At 66.8% G+C, this 14049-nt stretch carries 13 protein-coding genes; 7 read left to right on the top strand and 6 right to left on the bottom strand.

The genetic code is table 11. The features are described from left to right. Positions 1-93: 93 nt before the first annotated feature. Positions 94-657, top strand: a complete 564-nt coding sequence (locus GV792_RS21860) for a DUF4282 domain-containing protein (RefSeq protein WP_163826147.1) — start codon at positions 94-96, stop codon at positions 655-657. Positions 658-757: 100 nt separating this feature from the next. Further along, positions 758-1639: a helix-turn-helix domain-containing protein gene (locus tag GV792_RS21855; RefSeq protein WP_163826146.1), complete on the top strand. Its 882-nt coding sequence runs from the start codon at positions 758-760 to the stop codon at positions 1637-1639. A gap of 40 nt (positions 1640-1679) precedes the next feature. On the opposite strand, the gene GV792_RS21850 is transcribed toward GV792_RS21855, so the two are convergent. Then, positions 1680-2234: a dTDP-4-dehydrorhamnose 3,5-epimerase family protein gene (locus tag GV792_RS21850; protein ID WP_163826145.1), complete on the bottom strand. Its 555-nt coding sequence runs from the start codon at positions 2232-2234 to the stop codon at positions 1680-1682. Positions 2235-2236: 2 nt separating this feature from the next. Beyond that, positions 2237-3109, bottom strand: coding sequence for a glucose-1-phosphate thymidylyltransferase RfbA (gene rfbA, locus GV792_RS21845; protein WP_163826144.1), 873 nt, complete (start codon positions 3107-3109; stop codon positions 2237-2239). A 380-nt stretch (positions 3110-3489) separates the two neighbouring features. Between rfbA and GV792_RS21840 the strand changes: the two genes are divergently transcribed. Further along, entirely contained in the window at positions 3490-4476 is a 987-nt protein-coding gene (locus GV792_RS21840) for an alpha/beta hydrolase (RefSeq protein ID WP_175583135.1), read from the top strand. 151 nt (positions 4477-4627) lie between these two features. Here GV792_RS21840 and GV792_RS21835 read toward each other — a convergent pair whose 3' ends face one another. Next, positions 4628-5332, bottom strand: coding sequence for a hypothetical protein (locus tag GV792_RS21835; protein WP_163826143.1), 705 nt, complete (start codon positions 5330-5332; stop codon positions 4628-4630). A 301-nt stretch (positions 5333-5633) separates the two neighbouring features. On the opposite strand from GV792_RS21835, the gene rfbB reads away from it, so the two are divergent. After that, positions 5634-6659 carry a dTDP-glucose 4,6-dehydratase gene (rfbB, locus tag GV792_RS21830; RefSeq protein ID WP_163826142.1) on the top strand — a complete coding sequence of 342 codons (1026 nt, stop codon included), beginning with the start codon at positions 5634-5636 and terminating at the stop codon, positions 6657-6659. Here the strand turns inward: rfbB and GV792_RS21825 are convergent. Continuing rightward, positions 6631-8307 carry a DUF2142 domain-containing protein gene (locus tag GV792_RS21825; RefSeq protein WP_163826141.1) on the bottom strand — a complete coding sequence of 559 codons (1677 nt, stop codon included), beginning with the start codon at positions 8305-8307 and terminating at the stop codon, positions 6631-6633. The genes rfbB and GV792_RS21825 overlap by 29 nt on opposite strands. Next, positions 8304-9272, bottom strand: coding sequence for a glycosyltransferase (locus GV792_RS21820; RefSeq protein WP_163826140.1), 969 nt, complete (start codon positions 9270-9272; stop codon positions 8304-8306). The genes GV792_RS21825 and GV792_RS21820 overlap by 4 nt, the downstream gene beginning before the upstream one ends. 101 nt (positions 9273-9373) lie before the next feature. Here GV792_RS21820 and GV792_RS21815 point away from each other — a divergent pair, with 101 nt between their 5' ends. From GV792_RS21815 to GV792_RS29795, 3 genes are all read left to right on the top strand, one after another. Continuing rightward, positions 9374-9898: a GtrA family protein gene (locus GV792_RS21815; protein ID WP_309138617.1), complete on the top strand. Its 525-nt coding sequence runs from the start codon at positions 9374-9376 to the stop codon at positions 9896-9898. 149 nt (positions 9899-10047) lie between these two features. Continuing rightward, positions 10048-11946: a glycosyltransferase gene (locus GV792_RS21810; RefSeq protein ID WP_163826139.1), complete on the top strand. Its 1899-nt coding sequence runs from the start codon at positions 10048-10050 to the stop codon at positions 11944-11946. A gap of 229 nt (positions 11947-12175) precedes the next feature. After that, positions 12176-12883 carry a hypothetical protein gene (locus GV792_RS29795; RefSeq protein ID WP_256673867.1) on the top strand — a complete coding sequence of 236 codons (708 nt, stop codon included), beginning with the start codon at positions 12176-12178 and terminating at the stop codon, positions 12881-12883. A 126-nt stretch (positions 12884-13009) separates the two neighbouring features. Here GV792_RS29795 and GV792_RS21800 read toward each other — a convergent pair whose 3' ends face one another. Next, positions 13010-13855, bottom strand: coding sequence for an SDR family oxidoreductase (locus GV792_RS21800; RefSeq protein ID WP_163826138.1), 846 nt, complete (start codon positions 13853-13855; stop codon positions 13010-13012). Positions 13856-14049 lie beyond the last annotated feature (194 nt).

Genomic DNA, 14049 nt, shown 5'->3' with positions numbered 1-14049 from the left:
CGCGAAAACCCGTAACGCTTCAGGCACCTGCCCTCGATACGAACCATGAATGCAGGACCTGATCTGTAACGGGGAACGGGAAGGATTCGGGGCATGACAGATGAGTCCGCCGGCACCGGAGCGCCGCAACCGGACGACGAGCTGGAGACCGAGTCGCGCTGGATCACCTGGCGCTCGACCGCGGCGCGCCGGTTCCCCGGCACGGCGACGGAGGAGGAGACCACGCCAGAGCCGTTCGTCAGCAGGCGCGCGTTCCGCCAGTGGTGCGCCGACGCCGTGCGCGGCTTGCTCGACGTCCAGTTCCGCAGGCCCGCAACCCGGACGATCCTGCCGTTGGCTTATCTACTCGGGCTGCTGTTCGCGTTCGGCATCCCGATCGCGTTGACGTTGCTGATGTGGCAGGCGTCGGCCCTGCTTGGGATCTTCGCGGCACTGATCGCGGTGCCGCTGGGGCTGAGCATCGCCGCGTCGGTGCGTCTGGTGCTGGAGTTCCTGGTGAACGCGTCCCGGCTGGCGACACGGGTCGAGCACATCAGCGATCTGGCCGACGACCTGTTCCAGGCGCTGTCCGATGTGGCGGAGCCGGTCAATCAGCTTTCCGAAGACGTTCGTGCGGTGCAGTTCTGGCGGTTCCGCCGCGGCGGCTCACGGAAATAGCTGTCGTAGAGGTGACGTCGTCCTGTCTGTGACATCGTTGCTATTTCCCTCTCGGTTCCGTTGTGGAACAATGCCGTTCGTCTAATAAGGGGGAGCAACGATGGCACTACCACAGGGGACCACCGGATCGACCATGCCGAGGCGTCGCCTCGGCAGGCAGCTGCGCGACCTGCGCAACCGCGCCAGGATGACCACCCGCGCCGCCGCACAGCAATTGGAGTGGTCCGAGGCCAAGATCTGGCGCATCGAAACCGGGCAGACCTCGTTGCGCGGGCTGGACGTCGAGGCCATGTGCAAGGTCTACGGGGCGCCGCCGGAGGCGGTGGCACCGCTGACGGCGCTGGCCAAGGAGACCAAGGCACGCGGCTGGTGGACCGGCTACAGCGACGTCATCGGCGAGGGATTCGACGTCTACATCGGCCTGGAGGAGGCGGCGTCCCGGCTGTTCGCCTATGAGGACCAGCTGATTCCCGGTCTGTTGCAGACCGAGTCCTATGCCCGTGCGCTGTTGCTGGCCGCGCGCCCGGAACTGTCGGAATCCGACGTCGAGCGCCGGGTCCGCCTGCGCATGGCCCGTCAGCCCTTGCTCACCAGGGACGAGTCGCCGCTGCGGCTGGATGTGCTGATCGGGGAGGCAGCGCTGTGGCGCCCGCTGGGCGAACGTTCGGTGACCGCGGGCCAGCTCGACCATTTGCGGCTGATGTGTGAGCTGCCCAATGTGCGAATCCAGGTGGTGCCCTCGGATGCCGGATACCACCGTGGCATCGAGTCCGGCCCGTTCGTGCTGCTCGAATTCCCCGCTCCGGACCCGGCGGCGGGATCGCCGGAACCGCCGGTGGTGTACGTCGAGGCGTTCACCGGGCCGGTGTACGTCGACAAGGCCAACGAAATCGAGCGCTATCGGGCGGCCTTCGACAGCATCCGGTCGGTGGCCGTGGATGCCCGCACGGCAATCGACGAGGCGCGCGCGAACTGTCGCTGAGTGCGGCGGGCTCGGCTATGCGGGGTGCGTCGCCGGGCGTTCAGCGGTCGGCCAGTCGCGGCGCGGCAGCGTCCTTCGGCGAGCGCAGATAGGAGATCGCGCGGCCTTCCCGGTCGGTGCGCGGCCAGTCGATGGCCAGCTCCGGATCGAAAGCGTCGAGGTCCCGGTCGAATTCGGGGGAGTACTCGAGCGAGCACAGATAGGTGACGGTGGAGTCGTCGGCCAGCGAGAGGATCGCATGGCCGAGCCCCTCGGACAGATATACCGAACGCCGGTCCACATCATCGAGCAGCACGCTGTCCCAGCGCCCGAACGTCGGCGAGCCCTCGCGCAGATCGACCACCACATCGAGGAACGCGCCACGCACGCAGCTCACGTATTTGGCCTGGCCGGGAGGGTTTTCGGTGTAGTGGATACCGCGCAACACCCCGGCAGCCGACACCGAGGTGTTGACCTGGAGCAGATCGAAGCGACGCCCGGTCGCCTTCTCGAACTCCGAGGCTTTGAATGTCTCGGCGAAGGTGCCGCGTTCATCGGTCAGCAGGCGCGGGGTGAACACCCACGCTCCCGGGATCGACATTTCCCTGATCTGCATGCCTACCAATTTCGTCCGTGCTCGAGCATGTCGAGCAGATAGTTGCCGTAACCGGATCGGACCAGCGGATCGGCCAGCGCGCACAGCTGGTCGTCGTCGATGAAACCCATCCGCCATGCCACCTCCTCGGGTACGCCGATCTTGAGGCCCTGGCGCTCTTCGATGGTGCGGACGTAATTGGCCGCGTCCAGCAGGGAATCGAACGTTCCGGTGTCCAGCCATGCGGTGCCGCGTGCGAGCACGTCGACGCGCAGTTTGCCCGCGTCCAGATACGCCCGGTTGATGTCGGTGATCTCGTATTCTCCGCGCCCGGACGGGCGCAGGCCGCGTGCGATCTCGACGACATCGTTGTCGTAGAAATACAGTCCCGGAATCGCGTAGTTCGACCGCGGTACCTTCGGCTTCTCCTCGATGGATACCGCGCGGCCGTCGGCGAATTCGACGACGCCGTAGGCGGTCGGATCCGAGACCCGATAGGCGAACACGGCACCGCCGTCCAGTCCGGCGAAACGGTTCAGGCTGGTGCCGAGCCCCGGTCCGTGGAAGATGTTGTCGCCGAGCACCAGTGCCGCGCTGTCGGTGCCGATATGGTCCGCGCCGAGGACAAAGGCCCTGGCCAGGCCGTCGGGTTCGGGCTGGACGACGTAATCGATCGAGATGCCGAACTGGGTGCCGTCGCCGAGCAGGCGCTGGAACGAGGCCGCGTCCTCTGGGGTGGTGATCACCAGGATGTCGCGAATACCGGCGAGCATCAGCGTCGAGAGCGGGTAGTAGATCATCGGCTTGTCGTAGACCGGTACCAGCTGCTTGCTGACGCCGCGCGTGATCGGGTGCAACCGGGTCCCGGTGCCGCCGGCCAAAATGATTCCGCGCATGTCTCAACAGTCTGCCAGTCCGGCGGTGCGGGTCTACGACCGGTTCGATCGGCCTGCCGTTGCCCTGTGGTGACGATCAGGCTGTTCCGGTGGCGTCGCAGGTCGGTCCAGGATTCGGGGAGATTCCGACTCCTGTTCGAAATGGTTACGGAGTGCGGGTACCAGGTATGGGGAATAGCGGATTCGGGCAATGTTGTTGCACGCGTCACGTCCGCATGGTGTGCTGAGGCCGCGAGTTTTGAAACGTTCGCGTTTCTGAAGACTGCGGTGTGCGATCTGAAGCACCACCGTGTGCGATCGGTGCGAACGTCAGCGTCGACGCTCATCCGGGCAGCCGTCCGGCCGGGGATTCGACGCCCCGAGCGGAGGGCAGGTGTGCGATGTCTGCGACCAGAGAACCCGGCATCGTGGTGAACCCAGGCGGACCGAGCACGCCTGGACGCGTGCTCGAGGCGGCCTTCCGTGGCGTGGTGCGGCCGGTTCTGCGGACCTTCCCGATCAACCGGATGACCCTGCCCGTCGGTGCTGCCCTGGTGGACGGACTGTCGATGTTGCGCCCGGAACCCTCGGGCATCGATCGTGAACAGGTATCGCTGAACGGCTTCCGGATGGAGATCATCCGGCCCGCGGGCGCGGCGCGGTCGCTGCGCCACGGTGCGGTGCTGTACTTCCACGGTGGCGGCTTCGCCATCTGCGGATTGCGCACGCACCGCCCGGTCGCGGCCGGCTTGGCCCGCCGGACCGGTCTGACGGTGGTGAACGTCGAATACCGGCAGCTGCCCGGAACAAGAATCACCGATTCGCTGGCCGACTGCCTCAATGCCTACCGCTGGCTGCTGCGCCACCGCGTCGATCCGGCGCGCATCGTCATCGCCGGTGATTCGGCCGGTGGTCTGCTGGCCTTCTCGACGGTGTTCGCCGCGCTCGAGGCGGGGCTGCCCGCACCTGCCGGTCTGCTCGGGCTCAGTCCGCTGCTCGACTTGGACTACGCGGCCAAACGCGACTACGAGAAGACTGCGCGCGACGCCTATATCCCGCTCGCGGCGCTCGCCGCGGTGGTGAAACTGGGTGGTGAGGTCGGCGGGGTGCTCGACCCGAAGCTGTCACCGGTCAACGCCACTCTCACCGGCCTTCCCCCGGTACTGCTCGTCGCGGCGGAGCAGGAGCTGCTGCGCTACGACAGCGAGCTCATGGCCCGGCGTCTCACCGCGGCGGGCGTGCCGAACTCGCTGGAACTGTGGCGCGGCACGGTGCACGATTTCATGAGCATCGCGCCGAATCTGCCGGAAGGGCGCGCCGCGCTTGCCCGTGCTTCGCGATTCATCCGGGCGCGGATCGAACAGTCCGACCGGGTCCGCACCGCATGAAACACGCGGGAAACAATTCGATGCCCTGACCTTCCGGAATGGTATCCGAAATACAACCGACGAATTCTTAGGCAAACAATCGGTGATTCCGCGCAGAAATCCCGCCCGGGTGATCCGGGCGGGATTTCTGTGGTAGCTGTCCGGGTTCGATCTACTTGGCCGGCGGGTTGAACGGCGCGTTGACCGTGCTGAAGTACTGGATCGCGGCGCCGATCGCGACCGGCGCGGTGATCAGGATCTGACCTGCGAGGGTGCCGAGCGCGCCGATGGCCAGGATTCCGCCGAGGCAGCCGACCGCGGCGGCCGGGATGAACGGGCCGAACAGGCCGACGATGGTGGCCGAGGCGACCGTCGCGCCCGCGATACCGCCGAGCACGCAACCGACCGCACCGCCGCCGATGCCGCCGACAAGGGCGCCGACCGCGGCGCCGGTGCTGATGGTGTCCTTCAACCGGTTGAAGGCGTCCTTCTCCCGGTCATAAGGGGTCTTCCAGTTGGCCTGGTCCTCGAACGGCAGGGCGACCGGCTTGTAGACGGCCTTGTCCAGGTCCAGCTGCGGGGTCAGGGTGGCGGTGCGGCCCGCGATATCGGCGGCGATCGGGAACTCGAAATCGTCCACCCGGAAGGTCAGCGGAGCCCCGGCGAGCACGGTGCCATCGCTCGCCTTGATTTTGAAGGTGTCGTCTTCGGCGACGAGCGAGCCGGCATCGGTGGTGATGATCGACGACGAGCCGTTGCTCTCGGCGGTGAAGCCGACGGCGGCCTCGGTGGCGGGTGCGGCGTTGACGGCGCCTGCCGTGACACCGAGTGCGGCGATCAACAGCGCGGAAGTCGCGGCGAATTTCCTCATCAGCATTTCTGGAACCTCGATGTTAAACGTACGGGGGGGACGAAATGATGGAAATCGAATACGGCTAACGAATGGTGAACCGGCGGTATCCGTTCGTTCAAATTCCGTTCACCGCGGAGGGGTTTGCCGCTGTGCGGTCTTGGAAACGTGTACTCCTGGAGCACTTTTCCCTGGGCACGCCGCGGCTACGCAGAAACGATCCAAGAATTCGACGAGAGCAAGGACACATAGATGTGGCCCGGCTATCTTCGCAATTCGCCCATCCCGCGATGGGGCGGGACCGGATGGGCCGACGTAAGGTCGTGGGGTGCGATTGCTGGTAACCGGCGGTGCCGGGTTCATCGGGGCGAACTTCGTCCAGCAGACCGTGACCGAACGGCCCGAGGTCACGGTCACCGTGCTGGACGCGCTCACCTATGCGGGCAACAGGGCATCGATCGCGCCGGTCGCTGACCGAATCGACTTCGTGCACGGCGATATCGCCGATCTGGATCTGGTCGACGAACTGGTCAGTGGTGTCGACACGGTCGTCCACTTCGCCGCCGAATCGCACAATGACAACTCGCTGAGCGAGCCGTGGCCGTTCGTGCAGACCAATATCGTCGGCACCTACTCACTGCTGCAGGCGGTACGCCGCCACGATGTGCGCTATCACCACGTCTCCACCGACGAGGTGTACGGCGACCTGGACGCCGGCGATCCGGCGTTCACCGAGCAGACCGCCTACAACCCGTCCAGCCCGTACTCGGCGACCAAGGCCGCCAGTGATCTGCTGGTGCGGGCCTGGACCCGCTCGTTCGGGGTGCGCGCCACGCTGTCCAACTGCTCCAATAACTACGGCCCGTATCAGCATGTGGAGAAGTTCATCCCGCGCCAGATCACCAATCTCATCGACGGTGTGCGGCCCCGGCTGTACGGCGCGGGCCATCAGATCCGGGATTGGATCCACGTCGACGACCACAACCGCGCGGTCTGGGATGTGCTGGAACGCGGCCGGATCGGACAGACCTATCTGATCGGCGCAGACGGCGAACTCGACAACAAGACCGTCGTGCGGCTGATCCTCGAAGCGTTCGGCCGCGACCCGGACGATTTCGACCACGTCACCGACCGGCCCGGCCACGACCAGCGCTACGCGATCGACGCGAGCCGGCTGCGCACCGAACTCGGCTGGCAGCCCCGCTATGCCGACTTCCGTGCCGGGCTCGCCGACACCATTGCCTGGTATCGGACGAACGAGAACTGGTGGCGCCAGCACAAAGCGAGCACCGAGAGGGCCTATGCGGCCGCCGGCGAAACGACGATCAGCCCCACACCACCACGTAGTACTTGATCGCCGCCGCGGCCAGCGCGATCGACGTGGCCGCCACGATGGTGATCGGTGCGGCCCGTCCCGGCGCCTTTCCGCCGGGACCGGTGAGCCGCAACGGCATCCAGCGCAGCAGCACCGCGAAGGTGAGGATCGCCAGCGGCACGAAGTAGCGGCCCTGCACTCCGTCGATGATGTAGAAATCGATCGGCGTGAACGACATGTAGAGGGTCACGTAGATCATCGCCACGCTGGCCGCGAGGGTCAGAGCGACGACAAGGGTCCTCCGGAACTCCGGGGCCGACATCCGCTCGGCGATCCCGAGGCCGACCGCGAACGCCAACAGGCAGGTCACGACCGACATCGCAGGTACATCGACGTAGCCGAAGCCGAGCTCGCCGAAGAACTCGGTGAACCATTCCTGATCGCGGCGGGCGATGCTCTCGCCGAAGACACCGAGGAAGCCGAACGGATCGCGCAGGATTCCGGTGAGCTGCTCGCCCGGATTCACCGTGTACCACTGGTGCTCGGGCCGCATCAGGCTCATGCCGTCGCCGGTCGGCGCGGCGATTTTCATCCAGACCGCGAACCCGATCGCACCGATCGCCGCGCACACCAACGGGACCAAGCGCAGCAGGCCGGAGAAACCGAATCGCTTGGCGGGGACAAGCACCACGAGCATCGCGAGCAACACATAGGTCGGCTTGCTCAGCGGCAGCAGCACCGTCGCGGCGAGCAGCGCCGTCGTCTCCACCCGGCCCAGTCCCTTGCCAAGGAACAGCGCCTTGACCAGCAGCGCCGACACCATGATGGCGAGCGCGTTGGTCATGGTGTCCGCGGTGACGGTGCCGGACTGGAAGACCGCGATGGGCAGCAGCGCGATGCTGAACACCAGCCACTGCACGCGGTAGGCCCGCAGCGCCCAGAGCGCGAACCCGACGATCACGAGGTAGGCGAGCAGCCCGGACAGCCGGGTCAGCAGCACCATGCCGCTCGCGTCGAGGCCGGTCAGCTCCGCCACCCGGATACCGATCGCGGCGGGCACATACGGGACCGGGGAGTAGGCGGCGGTATTGGTGAACCAGACCTGCTTCTGCTGCGAGGTGATCTCGGCGTCACCGACCCGGTCGTAACCGGCCGGGTCGCCGACCATCGCGCCCGGTTCCTCCGGGTTGTCGTTGTAGTCGCGGAACGCATAGCCCATCAGCGCGTCGATGGCCGCGGGCGCCTGGCCACCGTAGGCGACGCCGCGAGGGTCTTCGATCTCCTGTGGCAGGAAACCGCCGTGTGCCACCTGGTAGGCGCGGCCGAACTGGGTGATCTCGTCATGGCCCCAGAACGGCGGGGTGATCACGGCGAAGACGGCGCCGAAAAGGGTCGCGAGGATGGCGAATGCGACGGTCGCGGCACCGAGCTTGGTGATCAGTGCCTCGGCCGTGCGCCGCAGTGGGTTCTGGGCGGCGGCAGACTTCTTCTTGGTACCGCCCGCGGCTGTGGTCTCGGTCGCCACGTTGTCGTCGCCGGGCTCGGCTGCGGGCGGGGCGGGCTCGGCGGCGTTGTCGGTGGTCACCGTGTCGGTTGCCGCCTCGCCGGACTCGTCACCGGCTGTGGTGTTCTCGGGATCGACCGGTTCCTCGCGCTCGGCGGATTTCCGGTCGGCGGAGGTGGTCAACGCCCGGCCTCACCGGGACGCGGGTCCTCCCCGGGAGCCGAATAGCGCAGGTAGACCAGGCGCGCCGTTTCGTGCCTCGACCGGCGGATGCCGTCCAGGATCATGCCCGCGGTCCAGGCCAGGCTGCCGAGCAGCAACAGCGTGAAGGCGAGGAACAGCGTCGGGAAACGCGGCACAGTGTGCGAGTCGTAGAACTCGATGACGATCGGGATGGTCAGAATCACCGAAACCAGCCAGCTCAGCGTGCCGAACAAGCCGTAGAACGCGACCGGGCGCTCATGCCTGGCCAGCCCGATGATCAGCGCGAGGATCTTGAAACCGTCGTGATAGGTGCGCAGCTTGCTCTCGCTGCCCGCGGGACGATCACGGAAGCCCACCGGCACCGCGGTCTGCGGCACCCGCAGGTGCAGCGAATGCACCGTCAGCTCGGTCTCGATCTCGAACTCGCGCGAGACGGCGGGGAAGCTCTTGACGAACCGGCGCGAGAAGACCCGGAACCCGCTCAGCATGTCCTCGACATTCTCGCCGAACACCTTGCCGACGACACCGTTGAGCACCTTGTTGCCGGTTTCGTGCCCGGCGCGGTACGCGGAACCGTCCGCGTCCTGGTCCTGCTTGCGCACACCGAGCACGTGGTCGTATGGGCCGTCGAGCAGCGTCTTGATCATCAGCGGCGCGGCCGACGCCTCGTAGGTGTCGTCGCCGTCGATCATCAGATAGACATCGGCTTCGATGTCGGCAAACGCGCGGCGAACCACGTTGCCCTTGCCCTTGGTGGTTTCGGCGCGCACGATCGCACCGGCTTCGCGGGCGCGCTCGGCGGTCGCGTCGGTGCTCAGGTTGTCGTAGACGTAGACGACGATCCCCGGCACGGCGGCCTGCAGGTCGGTGACGACCTTGGCGACCGAAGCCTCTTCATTGTGGCAAGGGACCACGGCGGCAATGCGAAGCTCGGCGGAATCCACCCGGGTCAATCCTCGAGGTCGGCTGTGAATGGGAACACCGGGAGATTACAGGTGTGTGCGGGCAAACGCCCCAGCGAGGTGCCTGCGGTACCGTCGCCCGAGTGTCACCCAGTGAGCCGACCAGCCCCGCACCCGAGTCAGCACCACCGGCGCGCCCGTCGCTGACCGGAAAGGTGCGCACCGCACTGCGTCAGGGCGGCGCGTTTCTGGTCGTCGGCGCCATCGGGTTCCTGGTGGACGCGGGGACCTACAACCTGCTGGTGTTCTGGGGTGGCGAGGGTGTGCTGTACCACGCTCCGTTGCCCGCCAAGATCATTGCGATCGTCGTCGCGACGGTGGTCACCTATTTCGGCAACAAGTGGTGGACCTTCTCGCACAAGAAGACCGACAACCCCGGCCGCGAATACTTGCTGTACGCGCTGTTCAACGTCATCGCGATCGGCCTGCAGCTCGGCTGCCTCGGCTTTTCCCGCTACATCCTCGACCTGTCCAGCCCGCTCTCGGACAACATCTCCGGCACTCTGATCGGCCAGATCGTCGCGGTGGTGTTCCGGTACTGGGCCTATGACAAGTTCGTGTTCACCGGTAAGACCGAACCGGCTCCCCAGCGTGTCGGTGCCGAGTGAACGTGACAACCGCAGGGTTATCCCACCGGCCTGGTGGGTAGCTACTCGGCGGGCTTACGGCGTGTGCGATTGATATCCTCGCTCCCGCCGCGAACCGTATGCAGGGACATGTCTGTCCCGTCGGCACAATAAGGAATTTCGAGGACTTCATGGACCAGTCGGCTACCCAGGCCGTTACCGAAACGAACGATCGCTCGGACGCCGCGCCCGACGCGCTGCGTGCCGCCTCCCACCCGGCGCCCGATCGGCTGGTGCTGCAACGAGGGATCTTCACCGGCCCGTCGCCGAAGGTCAGCGATGAGCTGTATGCCGTGGTCAAGGGCCGCTCGACGCGGGAGCGGCAGGCGCTGCGGCTGGACAAGGGCGCGACCGCACACACCAACACCTATTTCGGCCGATTCGCGGCCAGCTACTGGCAGCGCTGGACCACCGTCACCGCGGTCGAGGCCTCGATGGTGCTCGAGGTGGCCAAGAAGGCGCGGGTGCGGCTGGTCGCGTCCGATATCGCCGGACACCGGCGCATCATCGCCAGCGCCGATATCGACGCGAGCGGTCCGCTGACGCTGTCCGCGCCGGTGGACCAGTACGTCGACGGCGGCGCGCTGTGGCTGGAGTTCGACGCGGTCGGCGCCGAACTCGGCATCTCCGCGCTGACCTGGACCACCGAGGCGCCCGAACGGGTTCGTCCGGTCGCCATCGCGATCTGCACCTTCAACCGGGCCGAGGACTGCGCGCACACGGTCGCCGCGCTGGCATCGGATCCGGTGGTCCTCGCCGCCATCGACGCCGTCTACGTGGTGGACCAGGGCACCGACCTGGTGCAGGACCGGCCGCTGTTCCAGCAGACCCAGCCCGTCTTCGGCGACAAGCTGCGCTACATCCGCCAGCCCAACCTCGGCGGTGCGGGTGGTTTCACCCGTGGGCTCTACGAGGTCTCCGGCGCCAACGAGCATGCCGACGTCATCCTGATGGACGACGACATCCTCTGCGAGCCGGAAACGGTACTGCGGCTCAATGCCTTCGCGAACCTCACCGTCGAACCGACCCTGGTCGGCGCGCAGATGCTGTTCCTGCTCAACCCCGACTACCTCAATGTCGGTGCCGAGGAAGTGCATATGCACGAACTCAGCCACGGGCAGAAGGTGCCGAAGGCGCTGCGCAACACCAGCATGCTCAAGCGCAATCAGGAACGTCGTGTGGACGCCGGCTACAACGCCTGGTGGACCTGCCTGATCCCGGCCGAGGTGGTCGAGAAGATCGGCCTGCCGATCCCGATCTTCTTCCAGTGGGATGACGTCGAGTACGGCATCCGCGCCCGCGAGAACGGGTTCGTCACGGTGACGCTGCCCAATGCCGCGGTCTGGCATGCCGATTTCTACTGGAAAGACTTCGACGACTGGGCCCGCTACTTCAGCACCCGTAACTCGCTGATCGTCTGCGCCATGCACACCGATCTCGATGGCAAGACCATCACCCGTCAGTTGTTCCGCAACCTGGCCGAGCACCTGGTGGCGATGCAGTACGGCCTCGCGCACACCACCCTGCAGGGCATCGAGGACTTCCTGCGCGGCCCGCAGGTGCTGCGCGACGGTGGTATCGAGGCGCTGGCCGCGGCCCGCACCAGCCGTGGCGACTACGCCGAGACGATCAAGCACCCGGCCGCGACACCGCCGGTGCCGTCGTCGGAAATTCAGGTCCGGCGCGCCGGTGGTGAGCCGAGCCGTCTGCTCGCGGTGCTGGTCAAGCGTGCGATCACGCAGTGGACCGGCCGCACCCAGCACGGCATCGTCGGCGTCACCCGCGAGGACGCGCATTGGTGGCATGTGTCGCTGTTCGACCACGTGGTCGTCACCGACGCCTCCCAGTCCGGTGTGCGAGTTCGCCGCCGCGACAAGGCGACCGCCCGCAAGCTGCTGCTGCGCACTGTGCGTGTGCTGCGTCGCCTGCGTCGCGAACTGCCTGCGCTGCAACAGCAGTACCGCGCGGCGGTGCCGGAACTCACCAGCCGCGCGAACTGGGAACGGCTGTACGGGATCAACGGGGACTGAGGCCGGGGGCGGTCGATCACGAAGCGCGACAGTGGTCGACCGCCCCTCAGTGTTTTCCGGTGATTCGAGTTCGGCTGGGGTGGGTAGGTATTGGTGAGCTCGCGCTGCCCTGAACCCGGGCGGTCAGGGCGTTGATCAGCCATGGCCGGGCCCATTCGTTCTCGACATGAGGGACCGGAGAAACACCGGTAGGGTGCGCCGTGCACGTTACCGATCTTGGGAGGAATCGATGAGTTACCCCGGGGCGCCGCAGGCGCAGCCTGTACCAGGTCAGCCACAGTTCGGGGGTGCGGCGCAGTTCGCGCCGCCCGGTGCGCCGGCTTACGGGCAGCCGCCGATGGGGCAGCCGATGCCGGGTCACCCGGCGCCGGGGCAGCCGATGCCATACGGCCGTCCGCCGGGACCGCCGATGCCGAACGGTCCGGCTCCGTATCCGCAGGGCGGGCCTTACGGCCAGCCTCCGATGGGGCAGCCGCCGATGCCCAATGGTCAGCCGCCGATGCCGTACGGCGCGCCGGGTGCGCACGCCGGGCCCGTCGGCCAGGGTATGCCGGGTGACCCGCCCGGCCTCACCGTCGACGCCTCCTACACGCCGATGGCCTTCATGCTCGCCATCACCAAGCCGAAGATCTTCGTCAACGGCCAGCAGGTTCCCGGCACCCGCTGGGGTGCCAACCACATCCCGGTCGGCCCCGGCCAGCACCAGGTGAAGGTGAGCACTCCCTGGCTGTTCGACATGGGCCCGGCCACCACCGTCGCCCCCGTCGCCGAAGGTCAAGCCGCCCGCCTCTACTACCGCGCCCCGGCCCTGATCTTCCTCAACGGCGCCATCGGCCCGGTACCCCAGAAGACTCCCGGCATGGTCTTCCTCTACGTCTCCTGGGCCTGCGCCGCCCTCTTGATGCTGCTCAGCTTCCTGCCGATGCTGCTGGTCTAGTCGCAGGCGTTGATGTCCCGAGCCGGGCTGCGCGATCAGCCCGGCCCCAGGATGACAGCAGGCCGCCGCTCCCGTGCGCCGGACTGCGAGCGCGGTGGAGCCTCTGGTGCGGTAGCCGGCTGCCGATCAGAGGAACAGGTCGGTGGTGAGCGGTCCGTCGCCCGGCACGACGCGGTACTTGTCCAGGTCGGTGATGCCGTGGGCGGCGAGGACGTCGTCGTCGATGAAGAAGTTGCCGGTGGTTTCGGTGGACGGCGAGGTCAGCACCAGGTAGGCGGCGTCGGCGTAGATATCGGGGGTGCGGGAGGTGGCGACCATTTCCTCGCCGCCGAGCAGGTTCTTCACCGCGGCGGTGGCGATGGTGGTGCGCGGCCACAGCGAGTTGACGCCGATGCCGTCGGACTTCAGTTCCTCGGCAAGGCCGAGCGTGGTCAGCGACATGCCGTACTTGGCGATGGTGTAGCCGAGCGAGGAGCCTGCCCACTTCGGGTCGAGGTTCAGCGGCGGGGAGAGGGTGAGGATGTGCGGATTGCGCCCGGCCGCGGCGGATTCGCGCAGTGAGGGGATGCACAGCTTCGACAGCAGGAAGCTGCCGCGGCAGTTGATGTCCTGCATGAGGTCGTACTTCTTCATCGGCAGCGCGTCGGTGGGCGAGAGGTCGATGGCCGAGGCGTTGTTCACCACGAGGTCGATGCCGCCGAACCGCTCGATCGTCTGCTCGACGGCCTCCGCGACCGATTCGTCGATCCGCACGTCACCGACGAACGGAAGTACCTTGCCGCCCGCGGCCTCGAGCTCGGCGGCGGCGGTGTGGATGGTGCCGGGGAGCTTGGGATGCGGTTGATCGGTCTTGGCGATCAGCGTGATGTTCGCGCCGTCCGCCGCGGCCCGCTTGGCGATTTCCAGCCCGATGCCGCGGCTGCCGCCCGACATGATCAGCGTTTTACCCGCGAGCGACTTCGATTCGGTCATTGACTGCTCCTGTCGTATCCGCCGCGGTACGGCATCCGCGGCCATCCGCTTCTCGACACTAAGCGTAAACCCACACCCTATGCAACCAGTTGCATAGGGCTGTCGAGTGGCGTGCTTCACACCGTCCCTACGGCAGTCTGATCGACCGTTGTCGCTGGTAGGTCGGCTGTCCGCGACGCATGGGCAACGGTTCG

It is taken from the genome of Nocardia cyriacigeorgica, from assembly GCF_010868145.1.
Classification (GTDB): Bacteria; Actinomycetota; Actinomycetes; order Mycobacteriales; family Mycobacteriaceae; genus Nocardia; species Nocardia cyriacigeorgica_D.
This window is presented reverse-complemented; position numbering and strand designations above follow the sequence as displayed.